17 protein-coding genes are annotated in these 19,796 nt (G+C 75.3%); 6 read left to right on the top strand and 11 right to left on the bottom strand.

Annotated elements, in window-relative coordinates; translation table 11 throughout:
* Positions 1–34 precede the first annotated feature (34 nt).
* Positions 35–628, bottom strand: a complete 594-nt coding sequence (locus tag EKG83_RS25110; protein WP_051766680.1) for a TetR/AcrR family transcriptional regulator — start codon at positions 626–628, stop codon at positions 35–37.
* A gap of 117 nt (positions 629–745) precedes the next feature.
* Here EKG83_RS25110 and EKG83_RS49125 point away from each other — a divergent pair, with 117 nt between their 5' ends.
* The gene (locus tag EKG83_RS49125) at positions 746–1,723 is read left to right on the top strand and encodes a helix-turn-helix transcriptional regulator (RefSeq protein WP_033434245.1); all 978 of its coding nucleotides are present in this window, start codon (positions 746–748) and stop codon (positions 1,721–1,723) included.
* Positions 1,724–1,828: 105 nt separating this feature from the next.
* On the opposite strand, the gene EKG83_RS25100 is transcribed toward EKG83_RS49125, so the two are convergent.
* From EKG83_RS25100 to hypF, 7 genes are all read right to left on the bottom strand, one after another.
* Entirely contained in the window at positions 1,829–5,608 is a 3,780-nt protein-coding gene (locus tag EKG83_RS25100) for a S8 family peptidase (protein WP_228122191.1), read from the bottom strand.
* A gap of 745 nt (positions 5,609–6,353) precedes the next feature.
* On the bottom strand, positions 6,354–6,995 hold the full coding sequence (locus EKG83_RS25095; RefSeq protein WP_033434244.1) for a lamin tail domain-containing protein: 642 nt from the start codon (positions 6,993–6,995) through the stop codon (positions 6,354–6,356).
* Positions 6,996–7,097: 102 nt separating this feature from the next.
* Positions 7,098–7,451 carry a helix-turn-helix transcriptional regulator gene (locus EKG83_RS25090; protein ID WP_084716968.1) on the bottom strand — a complete coding sequence of 118 codons (354 nt, stop codon included), beginning with the start codon at positions 7,449–7,451 and terminating at the stop codon, positions 7,098–7,100.
* Between the two features lie 67 nt (positions 7,452–7,518).
* Positions 7,519–7,947, bottom strand: coding sequence for a nuclear transport factor 2 family protein (locus EKG83_RS25085; RefSeq protein ID WP_033434243.1), 429 nt, complete (start codon positions 7,945–7,947; stop codon positions 7,519–7,521).
* A gap of 361 nt (positions 7,948–8,308) precedes the next feature.
* Entirely contained in the window at positions 8,309–8,812 is a 504-nt protein-coding gene (locus EKG83_RS25080) for a lamin tail domain-containing protein (RefSeq protein ID WP_033434242.1), read from the bottom strand.
* 253 nt (positions 8,813–9,065) lie between these two features.
* Entirely contained in the window at positions 9,066–9,275 is a 210-nt protein-coding gene (locus tag EKG83_RS25075) for a HypC/HybG/HupF family hydrogenase formation chaperone (protein ID WP_033434241.1), read from the bottom strand.
* Positions 9,276–9,282: 7 nt separating this feature from the next.
* A complete protein-coding gene (gene hypF, locus EKG83_RS25070; RefSeq protein ID WP_033434320.1) occupies positions 9,283–11,517 on the bottom strand; it encodes a carbamoyltransferase HypF in 2,235 nt (744 codons plus the stop codon).
* Between the two features lie 543 nt (positions 11,518–12,060).
* Here hypF and EKG83_RS25065 point away from each other — a divergent pair.
* Positions 12,061–12,879 carry a universal stress protein gene (locus EKG83_RS25065; RefSeq protein WP_033434240.1) on the top strand — a complete coding sequence of 273 codons (819 nt, stop codon included), beginning with the start codon at positions 12,061–12,063 and terminating at the stop codon, positions 12,877–12,879.
* Here EKG83_RS25065 and EKG83_RS25060 read toward each other — a convergent pair.
* From EKG83_RS25060 to EKG83_RS25050, 3 genes are all read right to left on the bottom strand, one after another.
* Positions 12,857–13,351: a Gmad2 immunoglobulin-like domain-containing protein gene (locus EKG83_RS25060; RefSeq protein WP_033434239.1), complete on the bottom strand. Its 495-nt coding sequence runs from the start codon at positions 13,349–13,351 to the stop codon at positions 12,857–12,859. The genes EKG83_RS25065 and EKG83_RS25060 overlap by 23 nt on opposite strands.
* A gap of 200 nt (positions 13,352–13,551) precedes the next feature.
* Complete coding sequence (locus EKG83_RS25055; RefSeq protein ID WP_033434238.1) at positions 13,552–13,746, bottom strand: hypothetical protein; 195 nt, start codon at positions 13,744–13,746, stop codon at positions 13,552–13,554.
* Between the two features lie 230 nt (positions 13,747–13,976).
* Positions 13,977–14,693, bottom strand: coding sequence for an SDR family oxidoreductase (locus EKG83_RS25050; protein ID WP_033434237.1), 717 nt, complete (start codon positions 14,691–14,693; stop codon positions 13,977–13,979).
* Positions 14,694–14,763: 70 nt separating this feature from the next.
* Between EKG83_RS25050 and EKG83_RS25045 the strand changes: the two genes are divergently transcribed.
* From EKG83_RS25045 to EKG83_RS25030, 4 genes are all read left to right on the top strand, one after another.
* A complete protein-coding gene (locus EKG83_RS25045; RefSeq protein ID WP_211269224.1) occupies positions 14,764–15,618 on the top strand; it encodes a LysR family transcriptional regulator in 855 nt (284 codons plus the stop codon).
* A gap of 150 nt (positions 15,619–15,768) precedes the next feature.
* Positions 15,769–18,126: a phosphoketolase family protein gene (locus tag EKG83_RS25040; RefSeq protein WP_033434236.1), complete on the top strand. Its 2,358-nt coding sequence runs from the start codon at positions 15,769–15,771 to the stop codon at positions 18,124–18,126.
* Positions 18,126–19,253 (top strand): acetate/propionate family kinase, encoded by a 1,128-nt coding sequence (locus EKG83_RS25035; RefSeq protein WP_063741449.1) that lies wholly within the window; start codon positions 18,126–18,128, stop codon positions 19,251–19,253. Before EKG83_RS25040 ends, EKG83_RS25035 begins: the two co-directional genes overlap by 1 nt.
* 9 nt (positions 19,254–19,262) lie before the next feature.
* Entirely contained in the window at positions 19,263–19,664 is a 402-nt protein-coding gene (locus EKG83_RS25030) for a hypothetical protein (protein WP_033434235.1), read from the top strand.
* The last annotated feature ends 132 nt before the right edge of the window (positions 19,665–19,796 follow it).

Genomic DNA, 19,796 nt, shown 5'->3' with positions numbered 1-19,796 from the left:
CACCTGCACCGTTACGCCAACCGAGACGCGCGGCTCAGCGGCGGTCCGGCCGGGGCGCGGTCAGCCGCAGCCGCCGCACGGTCTCCGCCGGCGCCACCCGCGGCAGCCAGTCGCGCCACACGGCCGCGACCCGCTCCTCCGCGCCGGAACCGGTGGCCTGCGCCATCAGCTGCGTGCCCACCAGGGAGGTCACCACGCCGCGCGCGGCCCGGTCCAGGTCCACCCCGGCGTGCAGCTGGCCCCGGTAGGACGCGCTCAGCAGCAGGTCGCGGGCCGTGCGCGTCCACCAGGCGACCAGCTCGCCCGCCACCTCGTCGCACACCGGCGCCCGGTACACCAGCCGGCCCGCCACCCGGTCGCCACCGTGCACCAGGTGGCCGAGGTCGACCAGCACCTGGAGCGGGTCGGCGTGCCGCCACTGGAGGCGCTCCCGGGCGCGTTCCAGTTCCACCGCGTCCTGCTCCACCACCGCGACCGCGAGTTCCGCTTTCGACGTGAAATGCCCGTACAGCGCCCCTTTGGTGACACCCGCCAGGTCGCACACCCGGTCCACCGTGGCCCGGGCGTACCCGTCCCGCGCGAACACGTGCGCGGCCGCGTTCACCAACTCGTCCCTGGTCGTCGACACGTCTTCGGATACTCGCCCGCCCCTGCCGCGAAACAACCGCCATCTGCCAACATGGGGCGCCTATGACGCGAATCCGGTTAACACAACCCAAGCTGCCGTTCACGGTTCGGGGCCGATATGCCTGAATCCGACCTCGGCCCGCTGGACCTCGACGTCTACCGGGCGCTGCTGGACGACCCGGGCACCGCGGCGGAGCTGGCCGCCCGGCTCGGCCTGGACGCCCGGCGCCTGGGCGCGGTGCTGCGCAGGCTGGTGGACCTGGAGCTGGTGTCGCGGGCACCGGGCAGGCCCGCCCGGTTCAGCGCGGTGGCGCCGGAGGTGGCCTTCGGCGGCCTGCTGGTGCGCAAGGAGCGGGAGCTGGAGGAGTTCCGCCTGCTGCGGGCGGAGCTGCAGGAGCGGCACCGCCGCAGCGTGCGCGGCACCGACCCGGCCGAGCTGCTGGAGGTGGTCAGCGGCGAGCAGGCCATCGCGCGCCGGGCCGGGCAGCTGATGCGGTCGGCGCGGCGCGAGGTGCGGTTCGTCGACAAGCCGCCCTACGCCGAACCGCCGACCGTGCTGCACCCGGTGGAGCGCGAGCTGCTGGTCCGCGGCGTGCGGTTCCGCGGCGTCTACGACCGCGCGGCGCTGGAGCTGCACGGGTTGGAGGACGACCTGGAACCGGGGCTCGCGCTCGGCGAGCAGGCCCGGGTGGTGGCCGAGGCGCCGCTGAAGATGATCCTCGTGGACGGCCAGATCGGGCTGATCCCGCTGGACTCGGCGGCGGCCGACCTGCGCACCGCGCTGGTGGTGCGCCCGTGCACGCTGCTGGACGCGCTGGCCGCGCTGTTCGAGAGCCTGTGGCACCAGGCGCTGCCGCTGGCGCTGCACAACCACAGTGGTCTGTCCACACAGGACGCCCGCCTGCTGGCGCTGCTCACCACCGGGATGCCCGACCGCAGCATCGCCAAGCAGCTCGGGCTGAGCTACCGGACGTTCCAGCGCAGGCTGCGCGACCTGATGGCCGCGCTCGGCGCGCAGACCCGCTTCCAGGCGGGCCTGCGCGCCGCGGCCAAGGGGTGGGTGCGCATCCCCTACCAGGGTGACGGCCTGCCCTGACAGCACCGCCCCCGCCGGATCACACCCACCCGCTCGGCTCCACCCACCGGTAACCGGGCCGCCGTCCGCGCCTGCCGGACGGCGGCCCGTCCCCGGCCGGTGCGGTCACGGACTGCGGTAGGCGCGCTCCACCGTCTGCCGCACGGTGTTGCCCCGCACGTCGCGGGCCTCGGTGCGCAGCCACACGTCACCGGACACCGACGGCGCGGTCACCGTCCACACCCCGGTCCCGCTCGGCTGCGCGGCCAGCTCCGTCCACGTCGTGCCGTCGGTGGAGGCGTAGACGTGCAGCCACACCACCGCGCCACCGCCGCGGGCGCCGGTGTGCGAGGCTGCCGCCACCTCGAAGCTCCTGCCCACCAGCACGTTGTCCGCGGTGAGCGGCAGCCGGTGGTCGAGCAGGATGAGCGGCTGGAACGAGCAGCTGCTCCCGCCCTGGCAGGAGTAGCCGGCCGGCGGCGCCGCGGTCGACCGGGCGGAGGTGAACGTCCAGGTGGTCTGGGTGCGCTGGGCGTGCGCGAACAGCAGCGTGCTCGGCGCGGCGGACTTGCCCGGGCCGACCATCGCGTCGGTCACCTCCAGCCGGTAGGTCGCGCTCTCCGCCGCCAGGGGGAAGCGGGGGAACTGCGCGAGCGGGTCGTCCACCGGCTTGATCTCCCGGTCGTCGCGGAAGAGCCGGGCGGTGGTGATGGCGGAGTACTTCCCGTTCTCGTGCGGGCTGACGAAGTGCGCGCCGTCGACCCACTGCAGCGGCGGGGTGAACAGGTCGCCCTCGCGGCAGGCCGAGCACAGCACCTTCCACCGGTCGGCCGCGCTCGGGTAGCGCCCCGGGTGGTCGGCGTTCAGCTCGGTGGCGGTGGCGCGCAGCGGTGCGCGGAACCAGTGCTCGTCCGGTCGGGTGCGCTCGCCCGGCCGGTAGACGTTGAACTGGTTCATCGCCAGCGACGCGCCGCCGGGCGCGGCGGCGCTGACCACGCGCTTCCACACCACCTGCTCGTCACCGGGGCCGGTGTACTCGGTCCAGGTGCCGGGCAGCGGCACCCGCACCGCTTGCGCGAACTGCGTCTTCCACAGCCCCTCGGGGAACGCGTACCAGGTCTTCTGACCGGTCAGGCCGGGCTGGTCGGCGTGGTAGGTGGCCTGCTGGGCGACCAGGTCCTCCGGGCGGTACGTGCGCACGTGCTCCTTGGGCACGCCGTCGCGGTCGACCGCGTCGATGTTGAACATGGCCGCGGGCACGGGCCGCACGGTGATCGAGACCTCGCCGCCGGCCGCGCGCAGCGCCTCGCCCTGGGCGTTGCCGAGCGAGAGCAGCGGGAGCGCCGCACCGGTCAGCGGGCCCAGCGGCAGCGCGCCTGGCACGTCGACGTAGGCGATCACGGCCGCCGCGCCCGCCTGCGCGGCGGTCTGCGCCGCGGCCAGCGCCGCCCGGTTCGCCGCGCTCACCGGGTCGGTCGTGCCGGTCGGCGCGGGCAGCCGCACCAGCACGGCCCGGCCCCGCTGGTCGGCCGCGCCCTGGGGTACGAGGGCGAGCCGGTGCTCACCCGGCCAGGTGGTGATGGAGGGGACGTCGTAGACGGGGTCGAGCGTGGTGGCCCCGGACTTGAGGTCCACCGCGGCGCTGCCGTGGATGCCGTGGTCCTGCACCGACACCGCGCCGGTCCCCGCCGCCGCGGCCGGGGTCAGCCGGACCTCCCAGGGCGTCGCGCCCGCGCTCAGCCCGACCTCGGTGACCAGGCCCTCCCGGTCGCCGGTCGCGGGCAGCACGCGGCGCAGCGCCACGGTGCGGTCGCGCTGGTCGGTGCGCCCGGCCGGACGCGCCGAGACGGGCACGGTCGCGCGGCCGTCGAGGGTGATGGTGGTGGCGCCGGACACCGGCACCTCGGCGGCGCTCAGCCCCAGCCACCGGCGTGCGGTCAGGCTCTTCTCGGAGGTCCAGCCCAGCGCGGAGTAGGTGCTCGCGGGCAGCGACACCCGGCCCGCGCCGTCCACCAGGTCCACCCAGTGCTCCACCTGGTCGAGGAACGGGTCGTTGCGGTTCTCCGTGCCCAGGCGGTCGTCCACCAGCTGCACGACGGCCTGCTTGGCGGGCGTGCCGGAGGTGTCCAGGACCCGCACCGACACCGGGAACAGCGGCGGCGCGTTGTAGGTGCTCACCGGCGTGCGGACGGTGCCGCCGTCCGGGGTGGTGGCGACCACGGTGCCGCCGTACACGCCGAACGGGCCCTCGTCCGGGTCGACCGTCACGGTGATGTCGGCGGTCGAGCGGGCGGGCAGGGCCAGCGAGGAACCGGCCAGCGCCATGGTGCCCGGGTCGGGCGCGGAACCGTCCCAGGACGCCACGCCGAGCGCGAGGCCCGCGGTCAGCGGCGCGTCACCGGTGTTGGTGTAGGTCACGGCGTGCTTCGCCGGTGCGACGCCCTCGACCTTGCCGAAGCTCGCCGAGGCCGGGCCGGTGGTCCGCTGCGTCACGGCCCTGGCCACGTCCAGCCGCCCGGCGCCCTGCTCGTACCACTTGTGGCCGACGTCCTTGGCGGTCGAGGCGAGCACGTCCTTGATGGTCGCGCCGGTCCAGTCCGGGTGCTGCTGCGCCAGCAGGGCGGCGGCACCGGCCACGTGCGGCGTGGCCATGGACGTGCCGGACGCGGCGGTGTAGTAGTCGTCGACCGGCTCGCCCATGGCGGTGCCCGCCGCCCGCGCGGCCACGATGCCGACGCCCGGTGCCACGATCTCGGGCTTGACCAGGGCGTCGCGCAGCCGGGGGCCGCGGCTGGTGAACCACGCCAGCGAGTCGTCCCGGTCGACCGCGCCGACGGTCAGCGCCGAGGCGGCCGAGCCGGGGGAGTTGATCGAGCGGTCGCCCGGCCCGTCGTTGCCCGCCGCGACCACGAAGAGGGTGCCGGTGGAGGCCGACAGCGAGTCGACCAGCTCGCTGAGCGGGTCCGAGCCGTCGGTGACGCCCGAGCCCATGCTCAGGTTCACCACGTCGGCGCCCTGGGCGACGGCCCACTCGATGCCGGCCATCACACCCGACTCGTCGCCCTGCCCGGAGCCGTCGAACACCTTGGCCGACAGCAGGGACGCCCCCGGTGCGACGCCGCGGTTGCGCCCGTCGGACGCGCGACCGGTGCCCGCGATGGTCGAGGCGACGTGCGTGCCGTGACCGTGCCGGTCGACCGCGTCGCCCTCACCGCTGAAGTCGGCCGCGGCGACCACCTTCCCGGCGAGGTCGGGGTGCGTGTCGTCCACGCCGGTGTCGACCACGGCCACCTTGACCCCGCTGCCGTCCAGGCCGAGGTCCCAGGCGGTCGGCGCGCCGATCTGGCGCGTGCTGCGCTCCAGCAGCGGCCTGACCTTGCGGTCCAGTCGCACCGAGGACAGGCCCAGCTCGTCGGCCTTGAGCGAGGCCCAGAAGCGCGGGGCGTCCTGCTTGGGCACCCGGACGCCCACCGCGTCCGACAGGTGGGTGTGCACGGCCAGCGCCATCGGCCGACCGTCCGGCTTGGCGATCACCGGGATGGTCGGGGTCTCGTCGTCCTGCCTGCCGTCGGCGACCAGCGCGGTGATGTTGAACAGCTCGGGGTCCAGGCGGCCCGCGCCGATCAGCGGCAGCGCGTCGGACGGGTAGGCGAACACACCGTGCGCGGTGGTCGTGGTGGCGAACGAGGGCTGCGAGCCGTCCTCGCGCGGCGCCGGGTCGATCCGCACCGTGCCCGGGTCCTGCTGGTAGGAGGCGACGTCGCCGGTGATCAGGGTGATCCGGTGCGCCTCGGCGGGCGGACCGGAGGCATTGGGGCCGGCGGCGGCGCCCGGTGGCGCGCTGCCCTGGATCAGGGCCGCGGTGAGCAGTGCTACGCCGAGCGCACACCCGTGACGACGCATCATGGCTCCTCCTCGGTACAGGGGAGTCCGAGGATGGGGCCGCGCCCGGCGTGGCGGAACTGTTGAAGAGGGCGGCAAGTCGCCGCCGGCGACTTGCCGCCACGCACGCGCACGGGCCCCGGCCGTCCGGTGACGGTCGGGGCCCTCTGTGCGGGACCTCTGGTGGCGGGACCGGCCGCGGTTCGCGGGTGCGGTCCGCCGGGGTGGTGGTTCGGCGGCGGTGGGTGGGGCTGGTTCGCGAAGCCCGGTTCGCGGCGGTGATCCGCGGGTCTGGTTCGCGAACCCGGTGCCGGGGGTTTCCGGGGGCTGGGCCGAGGTCGGCGCTGGGGCCGGTCCTGGGCTCGGGGCCCGGTGGAGCCGGTCTGTAGACCCGGCGCACGAGCCCGGTGCGCGAGTCCGGCGCACGAGTCCGGTGCGCGAGTCCGGCGCACGAGTCCGGTGCGCGAGTCCGGCGCGCGGACCCGGGGTCCGGGCCGGGCGCCCGAGGCCCGGTGGAGCCGGTCCGCGGGTCCGGTCCGCGGACCAGGTGCGCGGGCCCGAGGTCCGGGCCGGGCGCCCGGCCCGAGGCCCGGAGACCCGGGGCCTCGGTCGGGTGCCCGGCCCGGGTGCCCGGGGGCCGGGCACCCGTGGGGCGGGTGCCCGGCCGAGGTGGCCGCTGGAGGTGCGGCCGGTCCTCCCCCCCGGCGGCGGGAGGGACCCGGTCCGCCGGTGCCCTCGCGGGCACCGGCGGACCGGCGTGCCGAACGGGTCAGTTCAGTTCACCCGGGGTGGCCATGTGCAGGGTGAAGTCCGCCCGGTTGTTGTCGGTGTCCGTGCTGAGCACGTCACGTGCCGAGGCGATGTAGGTCAGCGGGTCGATCACCGGGAGGTTGGTCATCGGCCGCGCGGCCGTGCCCTCGCGCGCCTGGGTCACGACGCTGGAGAACGCCACGCCGTCGACCTTGACGTTGTTCAGCGTGTAGAGCGCCACGCCGCCGGTGTCCGGGATGCCCGCGGTGCCGACGAGGTTGAAGGGCACCGTCAGGATCTCGGCGGGGACCGTACCGGAGAACTCGGGCCCGACCAGCACCGCCAGGTCACCCGTGTTGCCCTTGGGCGCCAGCTCGGTGCCCGCCGGGAAGGTGATCGACCCGACCTCCTGGTTCTGCGCGCCGTACAGGCGCACGACGAAGTTCTCCAGGTTGATCGACTGGCCGCTGACGTTGCGGATCTCGATGAACTCGTCGCGCTCACCGTTCGGGCCGCGCGTGGCGACCTCGTTGATGACCAGCGACGAGGAGACCATCGGCTGCACGCCGTCGGTGTCGGGGGAGGCGAACGCGATACCGCTCGTCACGGCGGCGCCGGCCAGCACCGCGGTCACCGCGGCACCGCTCAGAAATCGACGCATGACTTTCCTCTCCTAGCTGTTGTGTTTCTTCCGGTCGAGGCCGGGGGAATTCCTCGACCCTTCCGAGAATGCTCCTCGAAGGTTTCGGAAGAAAGGGGCCAACTAGCGAGGTGTATTTCTGTTAAATGGTGAACTGGCCTCCCGGCGCATTCGGCGGAGGCGTCGGCCGAATGCCGCCGCCCGCTCCAGCTCGTGCTGCGGGGCGTCCAGCACCAGGCACAGCCAGGACCGCCAGTAGGGGCCGGGTATGCGCTTGCCGCGCTCCCAGCGCGACACCTCTTCCCTGGTGATGCTGGGATTTCCGGACGCGTCGAGCAGGCGCGCCGCCAGTTCGCACTGCGTCAGGCCGTGACCGCGCCTGAGCCTGGGCAGTACCTCGCTGATCGGTTCCGGTCTCGATTCCCGGTTCTCTGCAAGCACCGCAAAACCTTCCTCGTGCGGGTTCGTCGTGATCATTGTTTCACCGGCGCGCCGACTCGTGGGAAAGCGTCACGGTGATACCCGCGGAACATCCGGCGGTGAATCAGCGCGGCAGCGCCAGGCGGATGGCGAAGGTGTCCAGGTACAGGTGGAAATCGCTGATCAGGCCGTCCCGGACGCCGATCGAGAGCGCGAAGTGCTGGTTGACCGGGCACCCGCCCGCGGGTGTCCGCAGGTCCAGTCGGCCCATCAGGACGGCGTCCGAGCGGTCCACCACGAGGCCCTGGCTGGTGATGCCGCCGGGTTCCAGGGCGCCGCGGAAGGCGATGAAGAACGCCTCGACCTCGCGACGCGTGCGCACGTGCGCGGGCCACGGCGCACCGGGGACGGGCGTGGTCCACCACTGCACGGGCTCGGCGAACAGCCTGCTCACGCCGACCGCGTCGCCGACGGCCCAGCGCCCGACCAGCTGCTCGACCAGCACGACCACCGGTTCGCCGGTGCGCGCGGGTTCCAGGGATTCGGTGGCCATGGGAATCAGGGGGCCGCGGGGGCGGCGGTCGGGGGTGGGGGCAGCGGCCGGTGCGGCGCGGCTGGGGGTGGCGCGGCTGAGGGTGGCGCCGCTGGAAGTGGCGCGGCTGGGGGCAGCGCGGCCAAGGCCGGCGCCGTTGGCGGTGGCGCGGCTGAGGCTGGCGCGGCTGAGGCCGCCGCCGTTGGGGGTGGCGCCGCTGGAAGTGGCGTGGCCGGGGGCAACGCGGCCAAGGCCGGGGCGGCTGGAGGTGGTGCCAGAACCCGCGCGGTCGGCACCCGCGCGGCAGCCGGCCGCGCCCGGCCGTCCGGCCGTCTCTCGCGGGCCCTCTCGCGTTCACAGCACCTTGCGCGCTCGCGGGAACTCAAGCCGGTGCCTCCGCGCAGGTGAAGTCCCGCCGGTTGTAGTCGGTGTCGGTGCTGCGCTCGTCCCTGACCAGCGGCAGCCCCGGCGCGCACGGCTCCGCGGCCTCGGCCTCCCGGCACGGGGAGGTGGCGCTGAGCCCGACGCGGTCCACCGTGGTGCCGTGGCGGTCGAGCAGGACCTGGCCCTCGCCGGAGATCTCGGGCACGACGACCCGTCGCTCCGAGGTGCCCGCGAAGTCGGCCCCGGCGATCAGCAGGTGCTCGTCCGGCGGGAGTGAGAAACCCGAGGGGAACACCAGGAACACCGTCTTGGTCGAGCCGGAGCACGACGCCAGGGACCAACCGGACAGGTCGACCTCGGCCTGGGAGGGGTTGTGCAGCTCCACGTAGCCCGCCTGGCCGTTCGCCAGCACGCCGTGCACCTTCACCGGCGGTTGACCCGGGCCGATGAGCGCGGTGCACGCCACGGCCAGCGCGGCTGCGGGGTGGCTTATTGCGATCATGGTCGAAGTCTTTCGCGAGTCGGCGGTCGACACAGGGGGCCAATGACACCGGCCCGCAACATCGCCGCAGTAGTGTGAACAAGTCCGATGTGGACGGTCCGGTTCCGGCCCCTTGCACACGTCGGCCGAAGTGGTCGCACAATGGGGAGTGCGTCACCGGGCTCACCGGCAGGAGCCGATCGGCGCCGGTGAGCCCTCCGCGCCCTGGCCGCGGGCGCGCCCACACGCCCGCGGCCGGCCGGGACACCCCGCCTCACGCCGACCCCGGCACGTCGACCGCCTCGACCGCCTCGTCCACCACGCCGATGGCGAACCCGACGTGCACGATCACGCAGTCGCCCACACCGGCCCCCGGCGCGTAGGCCAGGCACACCGGCCGGGTCGTCCCGTCGAAGTCGACCACCCCGCTGCGCGGCTCGCCCGCCTCCACCGCGACGACCCGGCCCGGCACACCGAAGCACATCCGAGGTTCACCCCTTCGCCAACCGGGCCGCGGCGACCGCGGCCTGCCCGTAGCTGATGCCGCCGTCGTCGACCGGCACGCGCGCGCCGACGTGGACCTCGAACCCGTCCTCGGCCAGGCCGCGCACCACCTCGCCGGTCAACCGGCTGTTCCGGAACACCCCGCCGCCCAGGCACACCACCCGCACGCCCGCGTCGTCGGCCACCCGCCCGACCAGCGCGCGGGTGGCGTGCGCGACGGTGGTGTGGAACCGCGCGGACACCGCGCCCACCGGCTCGCCCGCGGTCACCGCGTCGCGCAGCGTCGGCACCGGGTCGTAGACCCACAGGCCGTCGCGGTGGTGCAGCCGCCACGACAGTGGCTCGCCGGCGGGCAGCCCGGCCGCGGCCGCCTCCAGCAGCGCCGCGGCCTCGCCGTCGTAGGTGTTGTCGTCGCACACGCCCAGCAGCGCGGCCGCCGCGTCGAACAGCCTGCCCACGCTGGAGGCCACCGGCGAGTCCACGCCCCGGGCGATCATCCGCCGCGCCAGCTCCGCCTCGGCAGGCCCGACCCGGCGCAGCAGGTCGTCGCCGACCGGGTGCGCCCCGAAGTCCTCGGCGCCCAGCAGGTAGCCCAGGGCCATCCGGGCGGGGCGGCGCACCGCGACCTCGCCACCGGGCAGCGGTGCGGTGCCGATCCGGCCGACGCGCCGGTAGCCCAGGTAGTCGGCCAGCAGCACCTCGCCGCCCCACAGCGTGCCGTCGTCGCCCTGCCCCAGCCCGTCGTAGGCCACGCCGATGAACGGGCCGGCCACGCCGTGCTCGGCGGCCGTGGCCGCCACGTGCGCGTGGTGGTGCTGGACCGCGATCCGACGGCCGGGCGGCCAGCCCAGCGCGTGCCGGGTCGACGGGCAGCCGGGGTCCGGGTCGTGCGCGCAGTACGCCGGCCGCACGTCCGGCACCAGGCACAACGCCCGAGCGCTCGCCTCGAACGCGGCGAGGCCGCGCCAGTCGGACAGGTCACCGTTCTGCGGGCCCACCACGGCCAGCCCGCCGACCGCCACCGCCGCGGTGTGCCGCAGCCGCGCGCCCAGCGCGAGGACCGGCTCGGGCGCGGTCACCGGCAGCGGCAGCGGTTCGGGCGCGTAGCCGCGGGCGCGGCGCACCAGCGCCGGGCCGCGGACCACCGAGTCGGCGTAGCCCGACCGGATGGGCCGGTCGTGGCCCAGCACGCCGTCGACCAGCGGCCCCAGGGAGGTGAGCGCTTCGCCGTCGTCGGTGACCAGGGGGTCGCCGGACCGGTTGCCGCCGGTGACCACCAGCGGTCGGGCCAGGTCGGCCAGCAGCAGGTGGTGCAGCGGGCTGTGGGGCAGGCACAGGCCGACCTCGGCCAGGCCCGGCGCGACCGACGGCGCCAGCCGCGCACCGGGACGGCGGGGGAGCAGCGCGACGGGCGCCGCCGGCGAGACGAGCACCGCCTCGTCGACACCGGTCGCCAGCTCCCGCACCGCCGCCGGCGAGGGCGCCATGACCGCGAACGGCTCGCGGGGCCGCCCCTTGGCCCGCCGCAGCCGGAGCACCGCGGCCTCGTCGGCCGCGTCGCAGACCAACTGGTAGCCGCCGACGCCCTTGACCGCGACCAGCCCGCCCCCGGCGACCACGGCCTCCGCGGCGCGCAACGCGTCCTCACCGGCCAGCGCGCCCCACCACAGGACCGGGCCGCACGCGGGGCACGCGACGGGCTCGGCGTGGAAGCGGCGGTCGGCCGGGTCGGCGTACTCCGCTGCGCAGTCCGCACACATGCGGAAACCGCGCATGGTGGTGCGCTCGCGGTCGTAGGGCAGCGCCTCGACGATGGTCGCCCGCGGCCCGCACCGGGAGCAGGTGGTGAACGGGTACCGGTAGTGCCGGTCGGTCGGGGTGAACAGGTCGGCCACGCACGCCGGGCAGGTCGCCAGGTCCGGTGGCAGCGAGCGCACGCCGGCGTCGTCGGCCGGGCCGCCCTCGCGGAAACCCGGTGGTGGTGCGGCGGAGGCGGGCAGCGAGCTGACCACGACCCGGTCCACCCGCGCCACCGGCGGCGGCCGGTCCCGCACCAGCCGGTGGAACTCCGCCAGGTCGTGCGGCCGGCCCGCGGCGGTGATCACCACGTGGCCGTCGACGTCGCGCACGTCGCCGTCGATGCCCAGCGAGGCGGCCAGGCGGTGCACGTGCGGCCGGAACCCCACGCCCTGCACCGCGCCGCTGACCTCGATGCGCTCCACCCGCCTGCGCGCCTTGTTGGCGCCGCCCGCTTCGGCGGGCTGTCGTGCGCCTGCCGTGCCGCTGGTCTCGCCGGGTTGCCGGGTGCCTGCCGTGCCGCTGATCTCGCCGGGTTGCCGGGTGCCTGCCGTGCTGCTGATCTCGCCTGGATGCCGGGCGCCGGGCGTCCCGTTGACCTCGCCGGGTTGCCGCGTGCCTGCCGTGCCGCTGACCTCGTCTGGTCGTCGTGCGCCGGCCGCGCTGCCGGCTTCGACGTGCTGCTCCGCTCCACCCGTGCCCGCGCCACCGGCCTCGGTGGGCTCGACCCGTCTTCGCGCCTTGCCCGCGTCCACGCCGTCCACCTCCCGCGCCCGCCCCACCGCGACGGTGCCGCCGGTGGGTCCGGGACACCCCCACGCTTCCGCCCCCGGTGCCGTCGGGGGAGGGGCCAAAGTCCCTGTCGACCCGACACCTGCCGTTGGTCCCTGCCGGCCAGGGACCAAGGGCCACCGCGCCCGACCACCCCCGTCCCCTAGGGTCGTGGGAACCGAGCGGAGGAGCGGGCCGTGGACGGACCGGTCGTGGTGGGCGTGGACGGCACGGAGCGGGCGCTGCGCGCGGTCCGCTGGGCGGCGGAGGAGGCGAACCGCCTGCGCGCACCGCTGCGGCTGCTGCACGTCCGCTCCCGCGCCGCCGGGGACCACGAGGCCGACCAGCGCGTCCGGGGTTGGCTCGACGAGGCGGAGCGCGCCGCCGGCACCGGGGTGGCCGAGCTGGTCCGCGGCAGGCCGGCGCACGTGCTGGTCCGCCGTTCGCACCACGCGCGGCTGGTCGTGGTCGGCGGTCCGGACGAGGCCCGCGACCGGTCGGCCGGCGCGGTGGCCGCCGCGGTCGTCACGCGCGCCACCTGCCCCGTCGTCGTCCACCGGCGGCCGGAGGTGCCCGACGGGCCCGTGGTGGTCGGCGTCGACGGCACGGCCGCCGGCGACGCGGCGGTCGAGCACGCCTTCGCCGAGGCCGACGCGCTCGGCGCGCCGCTGCGGGCCGTCATGGCCGTCACCGACCTGCTGGTCGGCGGCCGCCCCCGCCTGGCCCGCGACTGGCCGGACGTGGTGGAGGAGCAGTGCCTCCTGCTGGCCGAGCGCCTGGCACCGTGGCGGGACAAGCACCCCGCCGTGGAGGTCGACGGCGTGGTGCTGCGCGACAGCCCGGTGTGGGCGCTGGTGCGCGCCGCCCGACGGGCCAGGCTGCTCGTCGTCGGCACGCACGGCCACGCGCCGTCGGCCGGGGTGGTGCGGGGCTCGACCAGCCAGGCGCTGGTCCTGCACGCGCCGTGCCCGCTGGTGATCGTGCCCCAGGAGGTCAGCTGCCCTGCGGCACCCTGATCACGTCACCGGGGTGGATGACGTTCGGGTTGCTGATCGTGCCGGGGTTCGCCGCCACCAGCCGGTGGTAGAGGTTGCCCGAACCGTAGTAGCGGGTGGCGATCGCCCACAGCGTCTCGCCCGCCGCGACCACGTGCTCCAGGTAGGAGTAGTAGCCCGGGACGATCTTCGGCCCGAAGACGACGGGCACGACCACCTTGTCCAGCTCGGTGCCGTCCCGGGGCGAGACGTGGTAGACCTCCACGAACAGCCGGTCGCGCACGAACGCCGCGCCCGACACGTCCACGGCCACCTGGAACTGGCCGTGCCCGCCGGCGCCGTCGCCCGCCAGGAAGGACCCGACGACCTCGTCGTGGCCCTCGTGGACGCGGTAGTTGAAGTTGGCCTCGAACGCCCCGCCGGCGACACCGGCCACCCGCACGGTGTTGTCCACCAGGTCGTAGGTCCTCGGTTGCTGCACGTCGATCGTCATGGTCCACCCGCTTCCTGTGCCCGGTCAGTGTCGGCACCGGGCACCGCGCGCACCAGGGCACGAAGTCCCCGTGCGGCAAGGACTTCGTCCCCGGCGTCGGCGAACCGGTCACCGTCGTGGTGGCCGCCGGGGTGGCGAAGGCCCCGGCGACCACCGAACCCGCCGCGGTCGCCGACCGTGAACCCGGTCGCCGCGGAACCTCACGGGCCCGCCGACCCCTCCACGACCTCGCCGACCGGGCGGCGCGGCGTCGGCGGCAGCGGGTCGGCGCACAGGTGCACGCCCCGGTCGCCGACCAGCCACCGCCAAGGCCGCGCGTTGTGCGCCGACGGCGCGCGGCGGGCCGGTGCCACCGCCGCGCCGATCGTCCCCCGGTCCCGTCCGCCCCGCTCCATGCCGGCTCACCTCCGCCGCTTGTGCCCGGTCCCTCCGACAGTGGCACCGGCCGAGGGGCGAACGCAGAGTCGGAAGTCCCGTTCCGGCGAGGACCACCGCCGGGACCCCCTCCGGCGACTGCCACCGGCCGGCCGCCCCCCCGTGCCCGGTGCCGGTGGTGCGGAGGCCGGTGGGCGGCGCCTCCGGTCCACTTCGGAGGATCGCCCGACCGCCGGCAGGGCGAACGGAGTCACCAGGGCAGCGGCCCGTCCTCGCCGTGGAACCCGCCGGTCGGGCCGTCGGGGCCGAGGGTGGCCAGGCGGACGGCGACCGCGGCCCCCTGGGCGGCGGTGCGGTGCCCGCGGTGGCCGTTGAGGTCGGTGGCGCAGAAGCCGGGGTCGGCGGCGTTGACCAGGACGCCGTGCTCGCGCAGCGCCTTGGCGTACTGCACGGTGACGGCGTTGAGCGCGGTCTTGGACGGCGGGTAGGCCAGGCCGGCGGGCAGGGCGGCCAGCCGGTGCCCCGGGTCGCTCATCGCGGTCAGCGAGGCGACCCCGCTGGAGACGTTGACGACGCGCGGCGCGGGGGAGCGCAGCAGCAGCGGCAGCATCGCGTCGGTGACGGCGATGACGCCGAGGACGTTGGTCTCGAACACCGCCCGCGCGACGTCCACCGCCCCGGTGCCCGGCCCCTGCTCCCACGGTCCGGCGATCCCGGCGTTGTTGACCAGGACGTCCAACCTGCCGAACCGCCTGCCCACCTCCTCCGCCGCGGCCGTGGCGGAGGAGGGGTCGGTCACGTCGAGCGCGATCGGGTGGGCGCCCAGCTCGGCGGCGGCCTTCTCGCGCCGCTCGCGGTCGCGGGCGGCGAGCAGGACGGTCGTGCCCAGCTCGACGAGCTGCGCGGCGATCTGGTAGCCGATGCCCTTGTTGGCACCGGTGACGAGGGCGATCTTCGTGTCGGTCACGAAGTCGACCCCACCACCGCGCCGCCGCGCCGGCGATGACGACCTCGGTCATGGGCGATACCGTCGCGGTATGGATCTGGAGACCCGCGAGCTGGCCTACTTCGTGGCCGTCGCCGAGGAGCTGCACTTCGGCCGCGCGGCCGAGCGCCTCGGGCTCGCGCAGCCGCCGCTGTCGCGGGCGATCCGGCAGCTGGAGCGGCGGCTGGGCGTGGTGCTGTTCGAGCGCACCAGCCGGAAGGTGGAGCTGACCGGCGCGGGCGAGGAGCTGCTCGACGGTGCGCGCCGGGCGCTGGTCGCGGTGGCCGCCGCGGGGCGGCGGGCGCAGCGGGCCGGCCGGCCCGAGCCGGAGCTGGTGCTGGTGGTGAAGCCGGGCGGGGACAGCGGCCTGCTCGGCCCGATCCTCGACGCCTACGCCGCCGACCCCGACGCGGTGCCGGTGGACGTGCTGGTGTGCGGGATCGGGGAGCAGGCCCACCTCCTGCGGGACGGCCGGGCCGACGTCGGGTTCCTGCACCTGCCCCACGACGACCTCACCGGCCTGGACCACGAGCGGCTGCTGGTCGAACCCGCCGTCGCCGTGCTGCCCGCGCACCACGCCCTGGCCGGGCGGGCCGAGGTCCGGATGGCCGACCTGGCGGGCGAGCCGCTGCCCCGGTGGCCGGGCTCGGCCGCGGACGCCGGCGGGCCGCTGGTGCGCGACAGCGCCCAGCTCATGCAGCTGATCGCGCTGGGCCGGGCGGTGGCCGTGCTGCCCGACTCGGCGCGACGCCACCTGATCGGGGACCTGGTGGCGGTGCCGGTGGTCGACGGTCCACTCACGACGGTCGTGGTGGCGTGGCCGGAGTGGTCCCGCTCCCGGCCGGCCGCCGCGTTCGCCCGCGTCGCGCTGCGGGTGGCGGAAGGGGCGCGCACCCCGGCCGGCTGAGGTGCGACCCCGGCCGGCTGCCACTAGCGTCGGACGGGCCCGGCGCGCCGGGACGAAGGTCCCGGTCGGATCGGGGGCCGGCGTCCCTGGGACCGCCCCGGTCCCGGCGGCAGGCTGGGGAAGCAGCCGAAACCCCAGGCAGGAGAAGCGATGCCCCAGCCGGAGAACACCGACCTGTCCCTCGTCGACGCCTACTGGCGGGCGGCGAACTACCTCTCGGCGGGACAGATCTACCTGCTCGACAACCCGCTGCTGACCCGACCGCTGGCGCCGGAGCACATCAAGCCGCGGCTGCTCGGGCACTGGGGCACCACGCCCGGCCTGAACTTCGTCTACGCCCACCTGAACCGGGTGATCAACGCGCGTGACCTGAACGTGTTGTTCGTGACCGGTCCCGGTCACGGCGGCCCCGCCCTGCTGGCCAACACGTGGCTGGAGGGCTCCTACACCGAGACCCACCCGAACGTGTCACGCGACGCCGAGGGCATGCGCACCCTGTTCCGCCAGTTCTCCTTCCCGGGCGGGGTGCCCAGCCACGTCGCGCCCGAGGTGCCCGGTTCGATCCACGAGGGCGGCGAGCTGGGTTACTCGCTGGCGCACGCGTTCGGCGCGGCGTTCGACAACCCGGACCTGGTGGTGGCCTGCGTGGTCGGCGACGGCGAGGCCGAGACCGGCCCGCTGGCGGCGAGCTGGCACGGCAACAAGTTCCTCGACCCCGCCCACGACGGCGCGGTGCTGCCGATCCTGCACCTCAACGGCTACAAGATCGCCAACCCGGCCATCCTGGCGCGCATCCCGCACGACGAGCTGGACGCGTTGCTGCGCGGCTACGGCTACGCCCCCCACTACGTGGAGGGCGACGACCCGGCCGCGCTGCACCCGCGCATGGCGCAGGTGCTCGACGAGGTCGTCGACGAGATCCGCCGCATCCAGGAAGCCGCCCGCGCCGGCGACACCGGGCGCCCGCGCTGGCCGATGGTCGTGCTGCGCACGCCGAAGGGCTGGACCGGTCCGGCCGAGGTGGACGGTGTGCCGGTGGAGGGCACGTGGCGCTCCCACCAGGTGCCGCTGGCCGGTGTCCGCGACAACCCGCGCCACCTCGCCCTGCTGGTGGACTGGCTCAAGTCCTACCGGCCGGAGGAGCTGTTCGACGCCGACGGCGGCCCGAAGCCCGAGCTGCTGGCCCTGGCCCCGCGCGGCGAGCTGCGCATGGGCGCCACCCCGCACGCCAACGGCGGCCTGCTGCTGCGCGACCTGCGCCTGCCCGGCACGGCGCCGTACGCGGTGGAGGTGACCAAGCACGGCACGACGACGTCCGAGCCCACCCGGGTGATGGGCCGGATGCTGCGCGACGTGCTCACCCTCAACGCCGACCGGCGCAACTTCCGGCTGTTCGGCCCGGACGAGACCGCCTCCAACCGGCTCGACGCGGTGTTCGACGTGACCGCGCGGCAGTGGCTGGCCGAGCGGCTGCCCACCGACGAGCACCTGGGCACCGACGGCCGGGTGGTGGAGGTGCTGTCGGAGCACCTGTGCCAGGGCTTCCTGGAGGGCTACCTGCTCACCGGGCGGCACGGGCTGTTCAACTGCTACGAGGCGTTCACCCACATCGTGGACTCGATGTTCAACCAGCACGCCAAGTGGCTGGGCACGCACCGGAAGCTGGACTGGCGCCGCCCGGTGGCCTCGCTGAACTACCTGCTCTCGTCGCACGTGTGGCGGCAGGACCACAACGGGTTCTCCCACCAGGACCCCGGGTTCATCGACCACGTGATGAACAAGAAGGCCGAGGTCGTCCGCGTGTACCTGCCGCCGGACACCAACACCCTGCTCTCGGTGACCGACCACTGCCTGCGCAGCCGCGACTACGTCAACGTGGTCGTCGCGGGCAAGAACTTCACCCCGGACTGGCTGGGCCCGGAGGAGGCGGCGCTGCACTGCGCCCGCGGCGCGGGGATCTGGGAGTGGGCGGGCACCGACCACGGCCTGACCGAACCCGACGTGGTGCTGGCCTGCGCCGGCGACGCACCCACGCTGGAGGTCGTGGCCGCCACCGCCCTGCTGCGCGAGCACCTGCCCGAACTGCGCATCCGGGTGGTCAACGTGGTGGACCTGATGCGGCTGCAACCCGAGACCGAGCACCCGCACGGCATGCCCGACCGCGAGTTCGACGCCCTGTTCACCACCGACAAGCCGGTGATCTTCGCCTACCACGGCTACCCGTGGCTGATCCACCGGCTGACCTACCGCCGCACCAACCACCGCGACATCCACGTCCGCGGCTACAAGGAGGAGGGCACCACCACCACGCCCTTCGACATGCTCGTGCTCAACGACATGGACCGCTACCGCCTGGTCATCGACGTCATCGACCGCGTCCCGGGCCTGGGTGTCAAGGCCGCCGGCCTGCGCCAGCTCATGCAGGACCAGCGCACCCGCCACCACGACCACATCCGCGAGCACGGCGAGGACCTGCCCGAGGTCCGCGACTGGACCTGGCCGTACTGATGGACGTCCTGGTGGTCAACGCGGGCTCGTCCAGCCTGAAGCTGACCGTGCTCGGCCCGGACGACACCGTCCTGGCCGAGCACCACGTGGAGCGGTGGGACGGCCGCCCCGACCTCGGCCACCTGCCGCTGCCCCGGGTGGACGCCGTGGGGCACCGCGTCGTCCACGGCGGCACCCGCTTCACCGAACCCACCGTGCTCGACGACCGGGTGCGGCGCGGCATCGAGGAGCTGACCGACCTCGCGCCGCTGCACCAACCCCGGGCCCTGGCCGGCATCGACGCGGCGGTGGGGCTGTTCCCGGACGTGCCGCACGTGGCGTGCTTCGACACCGCCTTCCACCGCACCCTGCCCCCGGTCGCCGCCACCTACCCGCTGCCGGCGCAGTGGCGCGAGCGCTGGGACCTGCACCGCTACGGCTTCCACGGCCTGTCCCACGCCCACGCCTCCCGGCACGCGGTCGACCTGGCCGGAGGGGGCTCGCGCGTGGTGACCTGCCACCTGGGCGCGGGCTGCTCGCTGGCCGCGGTCCGGGACGGCCGCTCGGTGGACACCACCATGGGCTTCACCCCGATGGCCGGCCTGCCCATGGCCACCCGCCCCGGCGACCTCGACCCCGGCCTGCTGCTGTGGCTGCTCGACCACCTCACCCCCGGCGAACTGGCCGACGGCCTGGCCCACCGCTCCGGCCTGGCCGGGCTGGCCGGGCACGCCGACCTGCGCGACGTGCACCGGGCCGCCGCCGACGGCGACCCGGCCGCCCGGCTGGCCGTCGACGTGTTCGCCCACCGGCTGCGCCAGGGCGTCGCCGCGATGGCCGCGTCGATGGGCGGGCTGGACCTGCTGGTGTTCACCGGCGGCGTCGGCGAGCACGACGCCGAGGTGCGCGCGCGGGTGGTCGACGGCCTGGCGTTCCTGGGCCCGACCCTCGACCGGGACGCCAACCTCACTGCATCGGGTGATTCGCGGATCAGCGCCGCCGGCTCGGCCATCGGGGTCTGGGTGGTCACCGCGCGCGAGGACGCCGAGGTCGCGGCCGGGACCAGGACCGCATTGCTGCGGACACCGTTAGCCCGTGCGGGTGCACGTGCAGATGCACGCCGAGCGGAGCCTCCCCCTCCTTCCTAAGCTCATGCCGTGAGCCTCGACCCGCCGCCCGTCCAGGTGCCGCAGCAGACGCGCGCGGGCTCCGCGACGGCCTGCCGCGCGCGTTCGCCGCAGGACCCGCTGACCGTGCTGGTCGCGGCCGTGGACGCCGCGATCGCCGCGCTGCCCCCGGCCGCGCGCGCCGACGCCCTGGAACCGATGCTGACCGACTTCGCCGCCGCGGTCTCCCCGGTGCAGGGCGCGCTGGCGGGGGCGGTGCACGACCCGCGCGGCGTGTTCGAGGTGGCCCGGGGCTACCTGGGCAACGCCTTCACCCACGCGGTCGGCGGGGACGTCGAGGCCACCAGGGCGGCGCTGATCGCCGCTCGCGCCACGCTGTGCCACCTCGGTGAGGCCGAGGACGCGGCGGAAGGCGCCGAATGGCGCTGGTGACCCGACCGGGTCGCCGTGGCGAAGTCGTCCACCCATCCCGGTCGGGCCGCCGTCGCGAAGTCGTCCGCCCGTTTCGTCCGGGTCGTCGTCGCGCGGTCGCCCGCGCCCCGAATTATTCCGCCCGACCCGTCC

It is taken from the genome of Saccharothrix syringae, from assembly GCF_009498035.1.
GTDB lineage: Bacteria > Actinomycetota > Actinomycetes > Mycobacteriales > Pseudonocardiaceae > Actinosynnema > Actinosynnema syringae.
This window is presented reverse-complemented; position numbering and strand designations above follow the sequence as displayed.